Raw genomic sequence first — 20,248 nt, forward strand, 5'->3', positions numbered from 1 at the left:
TTTTAACTTGTTTATAATCTAATACTTTTCTCAGCTAAATGCAAGCTTTTTGTCCAAAAAATTTTAAATCAGCCGCAAAAGGGCCACGCTGGCCACCCCGGTGACCACGATCCACATCAAGCTCTTGGTGAAATAGGCCACGACAAGTGTCGGCAGAGTCGCGGTCAGATACTGCCAGTCGACCTTGGGCAAATGCCCCTGCCTGGCCGTAAAAAGGCTGCCGAACCACAAGGTGGTCATGATGACGATCGGCACGAACTGCAGGAATTCCACCATCCACTTGGGCAGGCAGAATTTTTTCAAAATCAAGAAAGGCAGGATTCGCAAGAGAGTTACCCCGCCCCCGCAGACCAGAAAAGTTATCAGTAATTTACTCGAAAAAGACATGCTTGATCACCATCCCCACTAAACAACCGACTACCGTCACCACAATCGTGGCCACGCTGGCCGGCAGGAAGATCAGACCTAAGTAGGTCAGAACCATCGTTACCCCGATCATGACCAGCTGCAGCTCAATCTTGACCGACTGGTCGGTGATCAGCTGCAGATAGAGCAGCCCCAGGAACATGGCGACCACCGCGTAGTCCAGGCCCAGGGCCTTGGTATCGGTGATCACGCTGCCGATCAAAGCCCCAAATAGGCTGGACAGGCACCAGGCGGCATAAGCCACGATATTGGCCGCGTTCAGCCATTCGTAATTCAGCTTACCCTTAGTGTAGTTGAGCTTGGTGATTGCCAAAGCAAAAGTTTCATCAGTTACCAGGCTGCCCAGCCAGAGATTTTTGACCAGTTTCTCGTCCTTGAATTTCGGTGCCAAAGTCATGGTCATCAAAAGCATCCGGGCACTCATCAAATTGGTGGCCGCGAAGATTGAAAACAGGCTGCTGCCGGCTGGAAGCATGCTGACCAGGGCGAACTCGCCCGAAGCCGTGTACACCAGCAAGGACATGACAAAAGTCTCCAAGGGACTAAAGCCGTTGGTATGCGCGATAATGCCAAAAGCGGTCCCGATCCCCACGTAGCCGAGCACGGTCGGCAGGGTATCCTTGACCCCGGTTTTGGCGTCTAATACATTGTTCAATTGTTTTTCCCCCATGTTAATGATCAAATCATTGCTTTGATTTTAACACAGTTTCCCTTGAGCTGACGGGCTTTTTCGGCAATATGCATAAAAAGTTCTAAAGATTTCTTTGCAATTTGCCCCGGCAGGGACTGGGCACGACCTGCAGGCAGGTGGCCAAGATGATCAAGAGCCCGCCAATCATCTTCATGATGCCGAAGTCGCTGCCTAAAAGAGAAACCGATAAAATCGTCGCTACTAGTGGTTCAAAGGCTTCCAGCATGCTGGCCAGGCCGGCTGAGATGTACATGACGCTGGACAAATAGAGCGAGTAAGCGAAAACCGTACCGGCAATCACGATGTAGATCACCAGGCTCCACTCCTTAACCGTAACGCCCTTGGCCGGCATGAGGGCCAAAGACGGGCTGAGGATAATCCCGCCCAGCAGCATCCCCCAGGCCAGAATGGTGATGGTCCCGTACTTTTTGAAAAGCTTGGCCGGCATGGCAATCGCTAGCGCCTGGGTCAAGGCACTGAAGAAGCCCCAGACCAGGGTCTTGGGGGTAACGGCCAAATGAGATAAATTGCCATTGGTCACCAAAATCACCGTCCCAACCACTGCCAGCAAGACCGCGATCAAATCGATTCTCCGGGGCATTTGCCGGGTCTTAGCCGCCATAAAGCAGATGATCAAGACCGGGGCCAGGAAGACCAGGACGGTGGCTGTCGGCGCGTTTGAGGCCGCCACCGTATAGAAGTAGGTGAACTGGGCCCCGGTAATGCCCAATATGGAGAACACGGCCGCGTAAACCAGGTCGCGGGGATTTTTGAAAATGGCAAAGGTCCCCTTCCCCTTGTGGACCAAGGAGATGAGCAAGAGGCTTGCCCCAGCCAGCCAAGACCGGACGTCAACCAGCCAGAAGGTATTGATGTTGGGGTTTTGGTAGAGCATTTCCGCCGCGGTCCCCGAGGTTCCCCACAAGGAAGCACCAATAACTGCCAACAGGATTCCCAAATGCTTGTCTTTCATCTTCTTCACCGTCATCGTTTCACGTGTAACATTCTATTTCTGTCTGAAAAAGACAGATCCTTTTACATTATGACAGCTTTATGAGATTTTTGTTAGTCTCTTTCTAAAAAAGGCAAAAGAAAAAGCAGCGAAAACGCTGCTTGAGTTTATTTCTGCTACTTCTTCTCTTCTTCTGCCTTATCAATTAGGTACTTGAAGAGGCGGTTCATGATGGTCGCTTCCGGGGCCGGGTTAGCGTGCATTTCTTCCGGGTGCCACTGAACGGCGATGATTTTGCCGTCAGTGCTTTCCAAGGCTTCCGGCACCCCGTCGCCGGCGCTGGCTGATTCAGTCAAGTCTGGGGCCACTTCCTTGATCAGCTGGTGGTGGAAGGAATTGGTCATGAGGCTGCTTTCGCCCATGATTTTTTCCAGGGTGGTTCCGCTCTTGATCTTGACCACATGGGTGCCCACGTCCGGCCGGGTAGCCTGCATGTGCTTTAAAGTATGACCTGGCCGCAGTGACAGGTCCTGCCACATGCTGCCGCCGTGGGCCACGTTGATGATCTGGGCACCCCGGCAGATGCCCAGGACTGGCTTGCCGGTCTCTTCTGCCCGCTTTAACAGGGCCATATCGAAGGCATCCCGGTCCGGCCAGGTTTCCCCGCTCTTTTGGTCAACTTCTTCACCGTACAGGTGAGGGTCAACGTCATGGCCGCCGGACAGGATCAAACCGTCAACCAGATCCAGCTGCTGAAAGGCCATCTCGCTCCCGCCAGCGGTAAATGGAATTACCAGGGGAATCCCGCCGTTCTTGAGGACTGAGTCCACGTAGGCGGCATTGACATAGGTCCGGGGCTCGCCCATGAAGGGACCAGCCTGGATCGTGACTTCTGAACCAGAGATTCCGATAACTGCTTTTGCCATTTTTTATTCTCCCATGTCTACAAACTTCTCCACCGCCAAGGCGATACCGTCCTGGTTGTTGCTGGCCGTGACGTAGTCAGCCGCGGCCTTGATTTCGTCGATCGCGTTGCCCATGGCCACCTTAAAGACTCCAGGCAATTGGAAACCGGAGAGGTCGTTGTTGTTGTCGCCAAAAATCATGGCTTCTTCCGGCTTGATGTTCAACAGATCCAGCAAAGTGGTCAGTGCCTTGCCCTTAGAGGTACCAGGTGTGTTGAATTCCAGGCACTGGCGGCCGGAAGCAGAGATTTCGAACTCCCGCTCAGTTTCCGGACTGAAGCTGGCCTTGAATTTCTTCATCTTGCTTGGCAGAGAAACGAACTCACCCTTGATGAATTCGTAGTGCTTGCCAGGTTCAAGCCGCTTGACCCCCATGTTCCGGGCCCGGGCGGTAAAGCCAACGATGAAGGTGCTGGCGCCGGGCGCCACGTAAAAGTCCTCCGTGTCCATGAAGTAAGGGCCAAAAATCCCCTTTTGCTTCAAGCTAAGCAGGTGCTTGACGTTTTCGTCAGTCAAGGGGCTGGCACTCAAAACTTCCCCGTCCATCCGCTGGACCAGGCCGCCGTTGTAGCAAATAGCAAAGTTGTCTGCCGGGTCCAGCTTGAAGGGCTCAAAGACCTTCAAGACGCCAGGCAGGGGCCGGCCGGACAGGGGCACCACGTAAATCCCCTTTTCCCGGGCCTTCTTTAAGGTCGCCAGGGTCTTAGGGCTGACCTTCTTTCTGGAAGTCAGCAGAGTCCCGTCCAGGTCCACCGCGATCAATTTAATCTTCATGCATGTATCCTTTCATCTTTGCTACTATTTTACGGCAAAAAGCGGCTGCCTCCTAGTCACTTGCACTAGTTGACTTGTGCTTGGTGTTTTGGCTGTTGCTTGGGCCCGGCTTAGTCTGCTGCTTGAGCAGGTACTGCTGGATCATCTTCACCACCTGCTTGTTCTGCGGCAAACTGGAGTGCTGGGCTTCAGCCCCGGTGACGGTCATCATGGTGTAGCCTTTGACCTGGTTTTGGAAGATGTACTTGCCGGCTTCCACGCTGCTTTCCGGCACGATCCCGTCAGATTCGTAGTTTTCCCCGCCGGATAGGGAGTAGACGATCAGATTTTTCGGCAGGCGCTTGCGGTACTTGATAAAGTCCGTCAGCATTTGTGTCTTGTACTTGGTGCTCTTTTCACTGAAGTTGTATGGCGAGCCCAGGGTCATCAAACGCTTGATGGTGATTTCGTCTGAATAGTCGCTGTAGTAGTGTTCCAGCCAGTAGGTCCAGATGAGGCCCCCGTTTGAGTGGCCAAAAGCCTTGAAGTTGTTAAACTTGTAAGTCTTGGCAATCTCGTAAAAGGCATCGTCCAGCCAGCCGGCCTGCTTCTTGATGTTGCTGTAGCCGTCATGGTTGTTTTGGAAGCCGACCACGATAAAGGGTTCATTGTCCCCTTTTTTAATTGAGCCAGAGTAAGTCAAGGTCCCGTCTTCACTAATTTCGACCTTGAGCAGGCTGTGCTTGTAAGGAGTGTTCTCGTTAAGCAGGTCAACCAGTTCGTTGAAACGGTTGACGGTGGCACTTGAGCCGGGAACCATGATTAAAGGCGACAGCTGGGACCTTTGCCGCTCAGCGTGTTCCTTGTTGGTCTTTTTCATCCAGGAATAGCCTGGAATGGCCAATAAAATGATGATCGTCAAGGCAATGACGATCAGTTTCCAGTTGCGGCTCTTAAACATGACGGTCATCCTCCATTTCATAGTCCTTCAGCAGGGCCTTGGTCCGGTTGTCCAGCTTGACGGCTGGAATCATCAAGACGACGTCCAGGCAGAAGAGGAAGATACTGAAAATCAAGGTTGGCCAGTTGCCGTTAGTAGCAAAAAACGGCACCAAGGGCCCCGGCGTCCCAGTCAAAATCGGGTAAACCGGCGTTGGCACGATGTGCAAGGAAATCGCCAAAGCCGCGATCAGCATGTTCACGACTGGCACGAAGACCAGTTGGAGAACATAGATCGGGTTGAGGATTACCGGCAATCCAACCAAAAAGCCCCGGGGAGAGCTGAATAAAAGCGGCCAGAGGTTCATCTTGGCTACGGTTTCCGGTTCTTTGCGTCTGCCCCAGATCAAGATGGCTACGGCCAAAGCCAGAATAGCCCCGCAGCCGCCCATGACCCCGTAAGTCGAGATCAAGGATCCGCCCAGATATGGGTACGGGATCTTCCAGATTGACCCCCGCCGCAAGACGTAAGTCAAGTTGGCGGTTGCCGCGGCTGAATTTTCAACATTGCTCAAATTGAGAATCGGGGCATCGATACCCAGCCAGCTGAGGAAGGAGGCCAGAGCAGTCGATGGTACGGTCATAAGCAGGTTGTTGGAATTTTCAACGGTTGAAGTCATGGCACTGAGACTGAAGTTAGCCTTAACCTTGCTGATGACGGCATAGAGGATCCCACCGACAATGACGCCGCCAATTACAGTGACCAGAGTCGGCTTCAAGGCCTTGATCGCCCGGTCCTGAACTAATTTGGTGTGTTCATAGTTGACAGACTCATAATCGGCTCCCAGCCAGTGAAAGACCTGCCCTACCCCATAACCCAGCAAGAGGGCAAAGAAGGCGTACTGGAAGCCTAAATAGCCCCCAGAGAGCAAAGAAATCCGCCCAGTCAGGCCCAGCTGAAAGAGGTAGACCATGACCAAGAGACTGGTCAGCGCGCTGATTCCGGCCATCGTGGCATCTTTACGGTAAATTTTGGCCGTAAAAGATGCTGAGAAATAAACCGTGAACAGGCAAAAAAGGCCGAAGATAACTTCAACCACGGACTGCGACAGGCTGGTCCCGATGTCCCAGAAACGGTCGCTCATGATTTTGTCAAAATCAAATAAATTGTAGATAAAACTTTCCGGCGCAAAAATGCTGTCCTGCAAAACCTGGAAAAAGGCCCCGACCGTCGCGATCGGCATCAGAACGGCAAAGGTCCGCTGGGCCACTCTGAAAAAGGAGCGGCGGCGCAACCAGATGCACCACTTGGCTAATTTATCCATTTACTCTTCCCCCCACAAAAACTACCTTAATTATACAAATTCGAATCACGAATGAGCAAATTTTTCTCCGCTTTTTTTCACAACAAAAACCGGACCAATTCCTGGCCCGGTTTAAAAAAGTAACAAAAGAAATGTATTTATTCAACACTGTTAGCTGTCTCAGTTGCCAATGTGGGGTTAACCAGCATTACCAAACCGATGATGAGTGTCAGTAAGCCGAATTCAAAAACATATCCATTAATATTCAAGTGAACACTAATGAACATATTCTTGTCCTCTGGCTGAAGCTAGAGGATTTTTTTAGGCTTTTTCACAGGGAAATGCCTTGTGCGCTCAGTTGTATGTACCTCCACTAAAGTTTCCCTTAGCTTCTGATACTTTTATCATACGCACAGTCAAAGAGTTCGCCATATTTTGCTTAACAAAGCCCGAAGACTCAGTCTCACAAAACGGGCAGGAATATATCCTAAGTTTCCCTAGTGCCGAGGCTCTAGGGCAGCGCCCAGTCCATGACTTGAAGCAGGGACGAACCCACGCTTGTGACGCTTTGATTGATAGACTATGCCATCACCAACTGTTTGTTTGCGTAACGGTCTTCAAGAATCAACTTAACATTCTTGTATGGCATATATTTCGTTATTTCTTTGTCATCCGCTCTTTGCAAAATATTTACCGCTGCTGCTGTATTTGCGTTCATTTCTCCACAGTTTGGGCAGACGGCTGTTTCATGATGTGCACCTTTTCTTTCACTGAAATGCGCACCACATCTTGGACAGAACTGAGACGTATATGCTGGATTAACGTCAATGGTTTGAATTCCCAGACCAATACATAAATATTCGATACGCTTATCCAGTCTTCCTTTAGTCCATGACGATAACTTCCGTCTCACTTTTGCTTCATAGCGGTTTGATGCTTTAGGCAACTTTTCCTTAGCAAAAGTCAGATCTTCCTTGACAAGAACATCTGGATCTTCTGCCACAAGCATCTGTCTAATGCTTGTGTTTATCACCCGCTCCATGTTGCGTTGCTTTCTTTCATGTTGGCGGTGGTAAAGTTTGCTGCCAAGATGGTGTTCTTCAAGACGAGCAATTTGGCGCTCAAGACTTCCAATGCGGTGTCTGATACGTTTCTTTGTCTTAGCTGAATAATCCTTGGCTAACTTTTCCTGCAAAGCGGACTTTTCTTCTCTTAATTCCTTGGCTGACTGGATGTATTCATTGCGATTTGTATTGCGGTCATTGCACCGCTCAACTTCAGCGCCTACCAGCTTGCTGAAATCTGCTCCATATTCTTGACCACTGCTACATGAAATGAGTGTTGCCAATCCTTTGTCCATACCCAGTTTCTTCCGTGGCTTGCGGATCTCATGAGCAACAGCTTTAATAGCACGATGAACTTCCAGCCGCTTCTTGTCTCGATCAAGAATGAGCTGGATATCGCCGCGTTTCTTCTTATTGGCATAGCAGTATGGTCCTGTCAGCTTAAACTGCTTTTTCTTTCTGCATTTTGCCGTCATGATTTCTAGGTAGCTTGAGCCATCTTTTTCAACAACTCTCCACATCATTTCGTCACAGAGCATGCATCGTGCTGCTGTTGAATGAGGGTAGGGTTTATGTTTTCTGGTGAGACGTCTGATATATCCAAAGCAGTGCCGAAGCTGCTTCTCGGATAAAGCGACTCTTAGTGCAGGATACTGGCTCATTTCTTCATTTGGCTGTGCTTCATTCTCACGTCTCTGTAGAATGAGCTGCCAGTAATACGGAGAAGTGAAGACGTAATTGAGATAATGGCGCTCAGCATTAGACAATGCATCGTTAGCTTGAACCATCCTTTTCAGTTTCAAGCCAAGATTTGACCACATGGAGTTGAGATTCATGCACACATCTTTAACCGCTTCTGTTACATGCCGGCCTTGAATTCCAAATTGCTCGCTTAGAAGCTTTTGCTTTGAGAGTCTGACCGTTCTTGAATCGGGAAACTTCAATCCTTGAGCTTTATTCTTCTTATAGGCCATTTTCCAATCTTTGACCGCTTTGCGGGCTTTCTTGATTTCACCGTCATGCTCGCGGATTTTATCTCGAGGGCCATACCAGTTAGCAACATCAGTCATGTGGTTGATGCCGCACAACTGTGAATAAAGGAAGTCTCTACATTTGCCGTAAGCAGTGAACAGCTCATCCAATTCTTTTAGTTCGTCACCATTTAACTTTACGGTATAAGCTCTGACTGTCTTAGTTTGGATTCTTCTCTTTTTTCTGGTCATTTTTAGAAACGACTTTCTTTTTACGATCTTATGTTCGCGTCTAACCGTATTATATCACAGAAATTCGTCCAAATACATTGATAACATGACCTAGAATAGAAAAGACTACAAATAAGCATTAGTAGTCTTTAATTGCTATTTTTGACTATATATTTTTACAGCTGCTGACTACCCATGGTAACTGCCTACTTTCAAACAAAAAGAGCCAGACTTCCGTCTGACTCTTGTCTCGCGCGGCAGCTTCCTATCCTCGCAGGCAGTTTCCCACCAACTACTTTCGGCGTTAAGAAGCTTAACTGCTGTGTTCGGCATGGGAACAGGTGTATCCTTCTTGCCATTGCCACCGCACTCTCTTTGAGCTTGCACGCTCAAAACTGAATATCTCTTCCTAGTCAAAACCTTCATTGCTTCACTCTTTTGGTCAAGTCCTCGACTGATTAGTACCGGTCCGCTCCAAAGCTCACGCTTCTTCCACTCCCGGCCTATCTACCTCATCGTCTCTGAGGTGTCTTACTTTCTTGAAGAAATGGGAAATCTCATCTTGAGGGGGGCTTCGCACTTAGATGCTTTCAGCGCTTATCCCGTCCGCACATAGCTACCCAGCGATGCCTTTGGCAAGACAACTGGTACACCAGCGGTGCGTCCATCCCGGTCCTCTCGTACTAAGGACAGCTCCTCTCAAATTTCCTGCGCCCACGACGGATAGGGACCGAACTGTCTCACGACGTTCTGAACCCAGCTCGCGTGCCGCTTTAATGGGCGAACAGCCCAACCCTTGGGACCGACTTCAGCCCCAGGATGCGACGAGCCGACATCGAGGTGCCAAACCTCCCCGTCGATGTGAACTCTTGGGGGAGATAAGCCTGTTATCCCCAGGGTAGCTTTTATCCGTTGAGTGATGGCCCTTCCATGCGGTACCACCAGATCACTAAGCCCTACTTTCGTACCTGCTCGAGTTGTCTCTCTCGCAGTCAAGCTCCCTTTTACCTTTACACTCTGCGAATGATTTCCAACCATTCTGAGGGAACCTTTGGGCGCCTCCGTTACACTTTAGGAGGCGACCGCCCCAGTCAAACTGCCCGTCAAACACTGTCCTCGGTCTGGATCACAGGCCTGAGTTAGAGCATCCGTCAAGCAAGGGTAGTATCCCAACAGCGCCTCAGATAAGACTGGCGTCCTATCTTCTCCGGCTCCTACCTATCCTGTACATGCTTGACAGATACCCAATATTAAACTGCAGTAAAGCTCCATGGGGTCTTTCCGTCCTGTCGCGGGTAACCCGCATCTTCACGGGTATTATAATTTCACCGAGTCTCTCGTTGAGACAGTGCCCAAATCATTACACCTTTCGTGCAGGTCGGAACTTACCCGACAAGGAATTTCGCTACCTTAGGACCGTTATAGTTACGGCCGCCGTTTACTGGGGCTTCAATTCAAACCTTCGCTTGCGCTAAGCTCTCCTCTTAACCTTCCAGCACCGGGCAGGTGTCAGCACCTATACTTCATCTTACGATTTTGCAGATGCCTGTGTTTTTGATAAACAGTTGCTTGGGCCTTTTCACTGCGGCTGATCTTGCGACCAGCGCCCCTTCTCCCGAAGTTACGGGGCCATTTTGCCGAGTTCCTTAACGAGAGTTCTCTCGCTCACCTGAGGATACTCTCCTCGACTACCTGTGTCGGTTTGCGGTACGGGTGCACCGTCTCTGGCTAGAAGCTTTTCTCGGCAGTGTGACGTCGCAGCCTTCGCTACTTTAATTTCGCTCCTCATCACGCCTTGTCCTTATGAAAGCAAGCATTTGACTCGCTCTCAGACTTGACGCTTGAACGTGGTATCCAGCACCACGCGCTGCTAGCCTCCTGCGTCCCTCCATCGCTCATAACGATTCGGTGCAGTACAGGAATCTCAACCTGTTGTCCATCGACTACGCCTCTCGGCCTCGCCTTAGGTCCCGACTTACCCTGGGCGGACGAGCCTGCCCCAGGAAACCTTAGTCTTGCGGCGGACAGGATTCTCACCTGTCTTTCGTTACTCATACCGGCATTCTCACTTCTAGAAGCTCCACATGTCCTCTCGGTCATGCTTCACCGCCGCTAGAACGCTCTCCTACCACGTGCTTGCGCACATCCACAGTTTCGGTATCATGCTTAGCCCCGGTAAATTTTCGGCGCGGCGTCACTCGACTAGTGAGCTATTACGCACTCTTTGAATGATGGCTGCTTCTGAGCCAACGTCCTAGTTGTCTGCGCAACTCCACATCCTTTTCCACTTAGCATGAATTTTGGGACCTTAACTGGTGATCTGGGCTGTTTCCCTTTCGACTACGGATCTTATCACTCGCAGTCTGACTCCCGCACATAAATGTCTGGAATTCGCAGTTTATCTGAATTCAGTAACCCTTGACGGGCCCCTAGTCCAAACAGAGCTCTACCTCCAGCATCCTCTTTGCGAGGCTAGCCCTAAAGCTATTTCGGAGAGAACCAGCTATCTCCAAGTTCGTTTGGAATTTCACCGCTACCCACAACTCATCCCCGCAATTTTCAACTTACGTGGGTTCGGTCCTCCAGCGCGTTTTACCGCGCCTTCAACCTGGTCATGGGTAGGTCACTTGGTTTCGGGTCTGCGTCAGCCAACTGCTCGCCCTCTTCAGACTCGCTTTCGCTGCGGCTCCGTCTTTTCTGACTTAACCTTGCTGACTAACGCAACTCGCCGGTTCATTCTACAAAAGGCACGCCATTACCCCTTAACGGGCTTTGACTACTTGTAGGCACACGGTTTCAGGTTCTCTTTCACTCCCCTCCCGGGGTTCTTTTCACCTTTCCCTCACGGTACTGGTTCACTATCGGTCACTGGTTAGTATTTAGCCTTGCGAGATGGTCCTCGCGGATTCAAACGGGATTTCACGTGTCCCGCCCTACTCAGGATACTGATAGGCCTTCTTTGGATTTCGCTTACGGGGCTCTCACCCTCTCTGGCGCGTCTTCCCAAACGCTTCTGCTATCCTCTGAAGTGCCATGTCTCAGTCCTACAACCCCGGCAGATAAATCTGCCGGTTTGGGCTCTTTCCTGTTCGCTCGCCGCTACTTGGGAAATCGATATTTCTTTCTCTTCCTGCAGCTACTTAGATGTTTCAGTTCACTGCGTGTTCCTTTCTTGTGCTATGTATTCACACAAGAATAGCATGTCTGCACATGCTGGGTTCCCCCATTCGGAGACCTCCGGATCAAAGCCTACTTACGGCTCCCCGAAGACTTTCGCGGTTAGTCGCGTCCTTCATCGGCTTCCAGTGCCAAGGCATTCACCGTGCGCCCTTCTTCACTTGACCTTGCAAGTTTTGTTCTTTCGAACTCTCTCGGTCGCTTTGCAATGTTTTCATTGATCTCAATGATTCTCGGTTTTTTCTTGGAATTAAGATATTCAGTTTTCAACGTACAAACTTGGCCTTGCGGCCAATGGAGGCAAACGGGATCGAACCGATGACCTCCTGCTTGCAAAGCAGGTGCTCTCCCAGCTGAGCTATGCCCCCGTAAATATCAACTTTTAAGATGTTACTCCATCTTGGCCGAAATGTAAAGACTTTTCTTTGCATTTCAATGGGCCTGGATGGACTTGAACCATCGACCTCACGCTTATCAAGCGTGCGCTCTAACCAGCTGAGCTACAGGCCCAAGTTCTTATTGTTGGTACTCTCAAAACTGAACAAAGTTTCTTTTGCAGTGTGCTTCCGTAACTGATGGATTTCTCTTAGCATTTCTGCTCTCCATCCATCTGTTTTCCTTAGAAAGGAGGTGATCCAGCCGCAGGTTCTCCTACGGCTACCTTGTTACGACTTCACCCCAGTCATCTGCCCTGCCTTAGGCGGCTGACTCCAAAATGGTTATCCCACCGACTTTGGGCATTGCAGACTTCCATGGTGTGACGGGCGGTGTGTACAAGGCCCGGGAACGTATTCACCGCGGCGTGCTGATCCGCGATTACTAGCGATTCCAGCTTCGTGCAGGCGAGTTGCAGCCTGCAGTCCGAACTGAGAACAGCTTTAAGAGATCCGCTTACCCTCACGGGTTCGCTTCTCGTTGTACTGCCCATTGTAGCACGTGTGTAGCCCAGGTCATAAGGGGCATGATGACTTGACGTCATCCCCACCTTCCTCCGGTTTGTCACCGGCAGTCTCTCTAGAGTGCCCAACTTAATGATGGCAACTAAAGACAAGGGTTGCGCTCGTTGCGGGACTTAACCCAACATCTCACGACACGAGCTGACGACAGCCATGCACCACCTGTCTCTGCGTCTCCGAAGAGAACCACCTATCTCTAGGTGTAGCGCAGGATGTCAAGACCTGGTAAGGTTCTTCGCGTTGCTTCGAATTAAACCACATGCTCCACCGCTTGTGCGGGCCCCCGTCAATTCCTTTGAGTTTCAACCTTGCGGTCGTACTCCCCAGGCGGAGCGCTTAATGCGTTTGCTGCGGCACTGAGAACCGGAAAGTCCCCAACACCTAGCGCTCATCGTTTACGGCATGGACTACCAGGGTATCTAATCCTGTTCGCTACCCATGCTTTCGAGCCTCAGCGTCAGTTGCAGACCAGAGAGCCGCCTTCGCCACTGGTGTTCTTCCATATATCTACGCATTCCACCGCTACACATGGAGTTCCACTCTCCTCTTCTGCACTCAAGAATGACAGTTTCCGATGCAGTTCCACGGTTGAGCCGTGGGCTTTCACATCAGACTTATCATTCCGCCTGCGCTCGCTTTACGCCCAATAAATCCGGACAACGCTTGCCACCTACGTATTACCGCGGCTGCTGGCACGTAGTTAGCCGTGACTTTCTGGTTGATTACCGTCAAATAAAGACCAGTTACTGCCTCTATCCTTCTTCACCAACAACAGAGCTTTACGATCCGAAAACCTTCTTCACTCACGCGGCGTTGCTCCATCAGACTTGCGTCCATTGTGGAAGATTCCCTACTGCTGCCTCCCGTAGGAGTTTGGGCCGTGTCTCAGTCCCAATGTGGCCGATCAGTCTCTCAACTCGGCTACGCATCATTGCCTTGGTAGGCCTTTACCCCACCAACTAGCTAATGCGCCGCGGGCTCATCCTAAAGTGACAGCTAAAAGCCGCCTTTCAAACTTGAATCATGCGATTCATGTTGTTATCCGGTATTAGCACCTGTTTCCAAGTGGTATCCCAGTCTTTAGGGCAGATTGCCCACGTGTTACTCACCCATCCGCCGCTAGCGTCCAACAAATCATCCCGAAGGAATCTTTGAATTCAGCTCGCTCGACTTGCATGTATTAGGCACGCCGCCAGCGTTCGTCCTGAGCCAGGATCAAACTCTCAATTTGAAAATTGAGCTCTTTTTAATCTGCTCCAGATTATTTGCTTGCGAATTGACTTCGCTTATTTGCTTGGATCAAACAATGTTTGACCCGCACACTGCGAAACTTTGTTCAGTTTTCAAAGTACCAACTTGCGTCAAGTGACGCAACGTTTTATATCTTACTCGCTTGTTTGATTCTTGTCAACAAGCTTTTGATATTTATTTTTTGTCTTGCTTCAAGCACTTGGCTCGTTTCAAGACAAATAATACTTTACCTTCTTTTTATCCTTTCGTCAAATCGGCTAGTTTATTCGGTTTATTATGTGAACACACGGCTTCGTTGTCATTTTTGTTTTTTCTTTCTTTTTGCTTTTGTTTAATTTTATCTTGGTTATACCAGCAAAAGCTGCTTCTTAGTTCGCTTTTAGGTCATTTTTACCAGAAAACTTTTTCAAAAAAATGTTATTTCCTGGTAAAAAAGAAAAACCGCGGATTAAATCCACGGTTCTTAGTTCTTGCTCTTATTTTAATCTGCTTTCTTCTTAAAGCCATTTTCCAGATAGCTGATCCGGCGGTCAAGCTGCTGCTTCAATTTGTCTAAGTCAACCTTCCTGCCGGCCTTGTAATCCGCTGCTCCTTCAGTAATACAGCTGATCATCGTTAAAAGCAGGGCGTGCAGGAGGAACTTCAAATCCCCTTGGTCCTGCAGATTGACTTTTTCCGCCATCTTCTCCAGTTCTTCCTCGCTGAGACAGTCAAGCGGGTCCATAGGATGATTTCCTGCCTGCGGATGCGGCAGATGCTGCTGGTAGAGCAAGTCAATCCGCCGGTAGAAAAACATCTTGTTTTCCCCGTAAAAAATTTCCTTAAGCCACAAAGGCAGGACTTCCCGGGCCATTTTTATCGGGTCATAATCATAATCCTTCAGCTGCTGGTGGCTTTCCGCCAGCATTTTCCGCTGAATCTGGTCACCCAGGTAAAAGTACACGTCTTCCTTGTCGTCAAAATACTGGTAAAAGCTCCCCCGGGGAATCCCCGCCGCCTTGATCAAGCGGTTGATTGAAGCTTCATCGAAGCTGTGGGTGAAAAATTCCTCCCGGGCCGCTGCCATAATCCGGTCCTGCTTTTCCTTAGGCAGGTTGAAAAAAGTCTGGCTGGGCATTTTTTACTCCTTCCGCAAAGCTTCAACGGGATCCAGCTTGGAAGCGTGGTTGGCTGGCAGGATCCCGGCGATCATGCTGATGACGATGCTGATGATCAAACCAGTCAAGGCGTATTGCGGAGTCAAGCTGACCACGGCCGCCTTAAAGGCTGACTGGGTGAAGCTGTTGATCCCTTGGGCCAAAAGCCAGGTCAAAGCAATGCCGACAATCCCGGAAGCCAGGCCCAGCAAAAAGGCTTCGCTGGAGAAGATCCGCCGGATGTCCTTGCGCCGGGCACCCAGGGCCTTCATGACCCCGATTTCCTGGGTCCGTTCGACTACAGAGATGTTCAAGACAACCAGAATCATGATAGCTGAAACCAGCAAAGAAACTGCCGCGATAGCCGTCAGAACATAAGTCAAAACGCTCAAGATGCTGTCAAACATTTCCGTCATCTGCTCCTGCATTGAGCCGGCAAAGCCCTTGTCCTTGGCTGCCTGCTTGATGGAAGAAGTGTACTGCTTGTCAGTTGCCGTCAAGTAGACCACGTTTGGCTTCAAGGTCAAGCCATTGTCTTTGAAAATCTTCTTCAGATCACTGTAAGGCAAAAGCAGGGTGCTGACCTGGCCGGAGCCGGAAGCTTCATAGATCCCGACTACCTTGACCGTCTTGGTGATGGTCTTGGTTCCGATTTGCAAAGTCGCCTTGACCTTCTTGCCTAAAATATTCTTGCTCAAGTTGTCGGCGCTGCCGCTGTCAATCATGACTTCGTTCTTTCCAGCCTTAGGCAGGCGGCCCTTCTTGATCTCTGACTTGGCGATCCCGTCATTGACCGTCTTAAGGTAGATCATGCTGGCCGTCTTCTTGCCATATTTCAGCTGGTTAGTCCCCAGGGAAATCGCGCTGTAGCCCTTCTGCAGCTTTTTGACATGGGAAATCTTCTCCAGCTTCTTCAAATCCTTCTTGCTAAAAGCCGAAGCGCTGCTGGTCCCGGACAAAGAGGCCATATTGCTTTGCTGCTGCTTGGCCAAAGCTGCCCTGTCCCCTGTCTGCTGGGCCTGCATCCCCTGCTGGCGCATCTTCTGGCTGGAAGTCTTCTGGATTTCCGCGACCAAAGGGTTAGAGTAGGTGTTCATCTGCCCGCTGACGTAAGAGGTAACCCCTTTGCCCAGGCTGAGCATGAGAATCACGGACATGATCCCGATCCCCATCCCGGTTGAAACCAGGGCGTTGCGGCCAAACTTGGCCTTCATGTTCTTAAAAGCCAAAGAGATCGCCTTAAAGAGGCTCATCTGCTGGATCTTGACTTCAGTTCTCTGCTCCAGGTGGTGGTCAAGTGGCTTTTGCTCCTGGTCACTGACGATCTGCCCCTGGTCGATCCGCAGAACCCGGCTGCAGTGGCTGGCCACCTTGTCTGAGTGGGTCACCATCAAGACCAGCTTGCCCGAAGCCGCGATGTCTCTGATCATGTTTAAGATCACGTCAGTCGTGTCCGCGTCCAGGGCCCCAGTCGGTTCATCAGCGATGATCACGTCCGGGTCATTGGCCAAAGCCCGGGCAATGGCCACCCGCTGCTTCTGCCCGCCGGACAGTTGGTCTGGCTTCTTGTGCATGTGATCCTTCAAGCCCACCTGGGTTAAAAGTTCTTCTGCCCGGTCGCGCCGCGTTTTTTCATCCGCGTTGGACAGGGTCATGGCGATTGACACGTTGTCGATCAAGTCCAGGTGAGGGATCAAGTTAAAGTTTTGAAAAATAAAACCGATTGATTTCTTATGGTAGTTGACCATTTCCTTCTGGGAAAAATCCCGCAGGTTCTTCCCTTCGTATAAAATGGCCCCTTCAAAGTCAGAGTCCAGGCCCCCGATCGTGTTCATCAAGGTTGACTTGCCTGACCCTGATTCCCCGACGATGGCGACCATTTCCCCGGCGTCAAATTTCGCATTGACCCCGCGCAGGGCCTCGTACTGGCCCCCGCCCGGCATCTTGTAGTACTTTTTGACGTCTTTTAATTCAAGAACAGTCATCTATCCGTCTCCTTATGCAAAAATATGACAACTTGTCATATGACATGTTGTCATAATAATCCCTCTCCCAGCTTCTGTCAAGCAAAAACAAAAAACATGACCCCGTATTTCGGTTAAAATGATGGTAGAATGACTTAATTCCAGTAAAAACAGAAGGGGACAAGCATGACTGAACTTTTTCCTAAAGAACTGGCTGAGCTGACAGCTTTAAAAAATGACATGGCCAAATACCGGCCCTTGAGCAAAGAACAAGTTGACCTGCTGAACCAAGACATCCGCTTGGAACACGTCTGGACCTCAAACGCTCTTGAAGGCAGCACGCTTACCAGGTATGAGACCGACTCCATCATCAATGCCGGCATTACCATCCATGGCAAATCTTTGACCGAAACCCTTGAAGCCGTAAATTTGAGCCAAGCCTACGACTACATGATCGACTTGGCTACGCAAAAGGAACCCTTGACCCAGGCCGTAGTCAGAGACTTGAACCGGCTAGCTACTTTGGAAAAAGATAAAGCCATGGCTGACCTGATCGACTGGGCCCGAACCGCGATAAAAGCAGAGCATCCCGTCCAGTACGCGGCTGACCTGCACCGGAAATTTGTCAGCATTCATCCCTTCTCAGATGGCAATGGCCGGACCGCCCGCCTTTTGATGAACTTTGCTTTGACAGAGAGCGGCTACCCGGTAATCAACATCCAGCCCGACGCTAATTCCCGGGAGCAGTACATGCTAGCCTTAAGCGACTACCAGGAAAACGGCAACGAAGCCCCCTTCACCAAACTGGTAATTGACTACACCAGGGAAACTTTGGAGAAGCGGATCAAAATTCTCCGCGCCAACGAAATCGCCATCAAGGAAGCCGAAAACGACACCAACCTGCCTAGAAAAAATTAATCTGACCAAATCAAAAAACATGACCCCGGCAAGTTCCGAAGTCATGTTTTTTAACGTTCTTTAGCAGCTGGCGCCGTTTTGAATCTGTTCAGCGGTAAGTTCACTTGGCACGTAAACGTTGACGCCGACCGCGCTGTCGATCAGGCCGCTGCCGTCGCTCAAGGACAGCATCCCGTACTGTTCGCCAACGCTCAAGCTGTCATCTAAGAAGCCCATTTCCGCCTGGCCCGTGTACAGGTCCAAACCCAAAGCGTTGTCGATCTTGATTTGGTAGTCCGGGTCAGCCTGGTCCAAAGCGACGAACTGGAAGTTGGCCCCGATCGTGCAAGTCCCGCCTTGCAGCGAGTACTTGTTTGACCCGTCATTCAAGGCCAGGAGCAAGACTGTCTTGTCTCCCCGCTTCTTTTGCAAAAATTCCCCAGCTTCCGGGCTGAAAGTCATTTTAACCATATTTGTTACCTCCCCATCGAACTCACTTATTTTTTGATAGTTTAAGTATAGCAAGTTTTTTCTCAGCAAAAATTGATCCAAGTCAATTTTCTTTGCCAAAAAGGCGGGAAAATGCTTAAGAATGTTATAATTTGCCTAAAAGCAGTGAGGAGGTAAGCCACATGACTAAAGTCAAATTCAACCTGGACGACGACCTGGCCATCCTGCTTGAATCCTACCAGGAGGAAAGCGGGACAGACAAGGACGCCATCATCAACCAGGCCATCAAGAATCTGCTGGTCAAAAAGCTGGGTAAAAAACGGATCGCCCAGCTGCTCAAGGACAGCGAAAACGGCAGCGACTACCAGCTGGAACAGTTCTTCAGCCGCTACGACTGGCTTGAATAGCAAACAAAAAAGCCCAATTCCACCAACATTGGAATCAGGCTCACACAGTGCGTGCCAAAGCAAACCACATATTAAGGGCTGCTTTCGCTACCGGAGAAAACAGCCTAAGCATTTGACACAAGATAGATTATATACTCAAACTGGCTTTCGGACAATCTTTTCAGCCCGAAAGCTTATTTTTTTAGTTTTGCCAGGACGTCTTTGTTAGTTAAAGCCACCGTCGGCAGCTTTTTCTTTTTCCGCCAGGCCTGGGTCAAGTAGTAGTCGTTGATCGCGTACTCAGGTTCCGTGTACTTCTGCTCCATAAACGGCTTGACAGCCTGGTCAACGGCCAGCCAGCCGTTCCAGCCCAGGTGGATGGTGTCTTCCATGAAGTACTTCTTCTTGCCGTCCTTGGACAGGTCGTAGATGTTGTCAAAGCCCTGACTGATCAGCTGGTGCTTGATCTTAGTCGTGGCCGTGTTGTACATCTTCTGTGACAAGCCAGTGTACTTCTGCCACTTGGCGTTAACCGGCGGAATAATGAAGAGGACCTGGGTCTTGTCCTTGGCGAACTGGTTTAAAAGCAGCTCGAAGTCGGAGTATTCCGGAGATTCAACATAGTTGAACTTCTTCTGGCTCCCCTTCAGTTTCTTGAGCAGCTTGGCGTTCAGGCGCTTTTTGTAAAAACCGGTCCGGATGCCAAAAGGATTGCCCTTGGTATTCTTCTTGGCTTCCTTCTCTGAGGCCTTCTTCAAGCCCGCGTAAGAGTAAGTATCCGGCAACTTCTTCCCCTGCTGCTCGATCTTTGGCAAGCGGTCGCGCAATTGCAGGGAAGTGAAAAAGCTGTCTTCATTGGAATACATCCGCCGCCGCCAGCGGAGGTAGTAGCGCTCATTCTTAGAGATCCCTACCCCAGCCGCGATTTCCAAAAGGGCGTGGTTGATCACGTGCTCGCTCTTCACGCTCGGCATCTGCAACAGACGGCGGGCCGCGTAGCGGTCAGCTTCCGTGTCCTTGGCGTTCAAAATAAAGTCGCTGGCGTGCAGAGGCGAGTAGTAAAGACCGAAGGCGTCCGGGTTCTGCCCCTGGGCAGTAAACCACTGCGGCGAAATAATCACCACGGCTTTCTTGCTTGGCGCGTCCTGCATCCCCAAGTACTGGGCCAGAGACTGGCTGCCCGCTCCCCCAAGCAGGAAAGGCGTGTAGGAGCGCTTGTACTTGGTGGCCAGGACAGTCGGGTGCATGTTGTCAAAACGCGACAATTCACTTGACCCATAGAAAGGCACGTAGCCCTGCTTATAGGCCTTCTGCCGCATGGCCTTGCCCTTGAAGACCGTCGTGGTCTGCGAAGCGGCTGCCTGGAAGAGGCTGCCCGCTGAAAAGGTCCGCTCCCAAGGCAGGGAGAAGATCCCGATCAGCAAGAGTGCCGCGCAGATGACTGGCCCAAAGATCAGCCAAAGTTTTGTCTTATTCTTCATCTTGCAGTTTCTTCACCTGTTCAACCAGCTTGTTTGGGGTGTTCCAGTCGTCGCGGTTGAATTCAGAAACCGGAACGGTGATGTCGAAGGTTTCCTGCAGAGTCAAGAGCATCTGCACAGTGGACATGGAGTCCATGATCCCGCTCTCGTAGAGTTCTTGGTCCATGTTGTCTGAGAAGTCTTCACCAGTTGCTTCAGCTAAAATGTCAACGATTTGCTTTTGAATATCCATGATTTTCCTCTTTCTTTTTCAA

General features: G+C 50.4%; 15 protein-coding genes, 2 tRNA genes and 3 rRNA genes. 2 read left to right on the plus strand and 18 right to left on the minus strand.

Annotation, left to right across the window (positions count from 1 at the left end; translation table 11 throughout):
* Positions 1–63: 63 nt before the first annotated feature.
* The 15 genes from ACYVUU_RS10445 to ACYVUU_RS10515 all read right to left on the minus strand — a co-directional run bounded on the left by ACYVUU_RS10445 (position 64) and on the right by ACYVUU_RS10515 (position 16,801).
* Positions 64–387 carry an AzlD domain-containing protein gene (locus ACYVUU_RS10445; protein WP_439775052.1) on the minus strand — a complete coding sequence of 108 codons (324 nt, stop codon included), beginning with the start codon at positions 385–387 and terminating at the stop codon, positions 64–66.
* Positions 371–1,081 (minus strand): AzlC family ABC transporter permease, encoded by a 711-nt coding sequence (locus ACYVUU_RS10450; protein WP_484500847.1) that lies wholly within the window; start codon positions 1,079–1,081, stop codon positions 371–373. The genes ACYVUU_RS10445 and ACYVUU_RS10450 overlap by 17 nt, the downstream gene beginning before the upstream one ends.
* Before the next feature lie 97 nt (positions 1,082–1,178).
* Positions 1,179–2,090, minus strand: a complete 912-nt coding sequence (locus tag ACYVUU_RS10455; RefSeq protein ID WP_484500848.1) for a DMT family transporter — start codon at positions 2,088–2,090, stop codon at positions 1,179–1,181.
* Positions 2,091–2,245: 155 nt separating this feature from the next.
* A complete protein-coding gene (locus tag ACYVUU_RS10460; protein ID WP_484500849.1) occupies positions 2,246–2,995 on the minus strand; it encodes a gamma-glutamyl-gamma-aminobutyrate hydrolase family protein in 750 nt (249 codons plus the stop codon).
* 3 nt (positions 2,996–2,998) lie between these two features.
* Positions 2,999–3,808, minus strand: coding sequence for a Cof-type HAD-IIB family hydrolase (locus ACYVUU_RS10465; protein ID WP_484500850.1), 810 nt, complete (start codon positions 3,806–3,808; stop codon positions 2,999–3,001).
* 52 nt (positions 3,809–3,860) lie between these two features.
* A complete protein-coding gene (locus tag ACYVUU_RS10470) occupies positions 3,861–4,748 on the minus strand; it encodes an alpha/beta hydrolase (protein ID WP_439775048.1) in 888 nt (295 codons plus the stop codon).
* Entirely contained in the window at positions 4,741–6,051 is a 1,311-nt protein-coding gene (locus ACYVUU_RS10475; protein WP_484500851.1) for a PTS sugar transporter subunit IIC, read from the minus strand. Before ACYVUU_RS10475 ends, ACYVUU_RS10470 begins: the two co-directional genes overlap by 8 nt.
* A 559-nt stretch (positions 6,052–6,610) precedes the next feature.
* Positions 6,611–8,317 (minus strand): RNA-guided endonuclease TnpB family protein, encoded by a 1,707-nt coding sequence (locus tag ACYVUU_RS10480; RefSeq protein WP_484500852.1) that lies wholly within the window; start codon positions 8,315–8,317, stop codon positions 6,611–6,613.
* Positions 8,318–8,548: 231 nt separating this feature from the next.
* Positions 8,549–8,665 (minus strand): 5S ribosomal RNA (gene rrf, locus ACYVUU_RS10485).
* Between the two features lie 69 nt (positions 8,666–8,734).
* Positions 8,735–11,640, minus strand: a 23S ribosomal RNA gene (locus tag ACYVUU_RS10490).
* A 128-nt stretch (positions 11,641–11,768) separates the two neighbouring features.
* A tRNA-Ala gene (locus ACYVUU_RS10495) sits at positions 11,769–11,841 on the minus strand.
* Positions 11,842–11,909: 68 nt separating this feature from the next.
* Positions 11,910–11,983, minus strand: a tRNA-Ile gene (locus ACYVUU_RS10500).
* Between the two features lie 113 nt (positions 11,984–12,096).
* Positions 12,097–13,660, minus strand: a 16S ribosomal RNA gene (locus ACYVUU_RS10505).
* The 16S, 23S and 5S rRNA genes sit together here with 2 tRNA genes alongside, the layout of an rRNA operon.
* Before the next feature lie 501 nt (positions 13,661–14,161).
* Positions 14,162–14,797: a TetR/AcrR family transcriptional regulator gene (locus ACYVUU_RS10510; protein ID WP_484500853.1), complete on the minus strand. Its 636-nt coding sequence runs from the start codon at positions 14,795–14,797 to the stop codon at positions 14,162–14,164.
* 3 nt (positions 14,798–14,800) lie between these two features.
* Positions 14,801–16,801, minus strand: a complete 2,001-nt coding sequence (locus ACYVUU_RS10515) for an ABC transporter ATP-binding protein/permease (RefSeq protein WP_484500854.1) — start codon at positions 16,799–16,801, stop codon at positions 14,801–14,803.
* Positions 16,802–16,966: 165 nt separating this feature from the next.
* Between ACYVUU_RS10515 and ACYVUU_RS10520 the strand changes: the two genes are divergently transcribed.
* A complete protein-coding gene (locus tag ACYVUU_RS10520) occupies positions 16,967–17,698 on the plus strand; it encodes a Fic family protein (protein WP_484500855.1) in 732 nt (243 codons plus the stop codon).
* 60 nt (positions 17,699–17,758) lie between these two features.
* Here the strand turns inward: ACYVUU_RS10520 and ACYVUU_RS10525 are convergent, their stop codons facing one another.
* A complete protein-coding gene (locus tag ACYVUU_RS10525) occupies positions 17,759–18,148 on the minus strand; it encodes an iron-sulfur cluster biosynthesis family protein (protein WP_439775183.1) in 390 nt (129 codons plus the stop codon).
* 161 nt (positions 18,149–18,309) lie between these two features.
* On the opposite strand from ACYVUU_RS10525, the gene ACYVUU_RS10530 reads away from it, so the two are divergent.
* Positions 18,310–18,534, plus strand: a complete 225-nt coding sequence (locus ACYVUU_RS10530; protein WP_484500856.1) for a hypothetical protein — start codon at positions 18,310–18,312, stop codon at positions 18,532–18,534.
* Between the two features lie 173 nt (positions 18,535–18,707).
* On the opposite strand, the gene dltD is transcribed toward ACYVUU_RS10530, so the two are convergent.
* Both dltD and dltC read right to left on the minus strand, forming a co-directional pair.
* Positions 18,708–19,994 (minus strand): D-alanyl-lipoteichoic acid biosynthesis protein DltD, encoded by a 1,287-nt coding sequence (dltD, locus tag ACYVUU_RS10535; RefSeq protein ID WP_439775185.1) that lies wholly within the window; start codon positions 19,992–19,994, stop codon positions 18,708–18,710.
* A complete protein-coding gene (gene dltC, locus ACYVUU_RS10540; protein WP_035162154.1) occupies positions 19,984–20,226 on the minus strand; it encodes a D-alanine--poly(phosphoribitol) ligase subunit DltC in 243 nt (80 codons plus the stop codon). Before dltC ends, dltD begins: the two co-directional genes overlap by 11 nt.
* Positions 20,227–20,248: the final 22 nt, after the last annotated feature.

Source organism: Lactobacillus sp. WILCCON 0058, assembly GCF_057198005.1.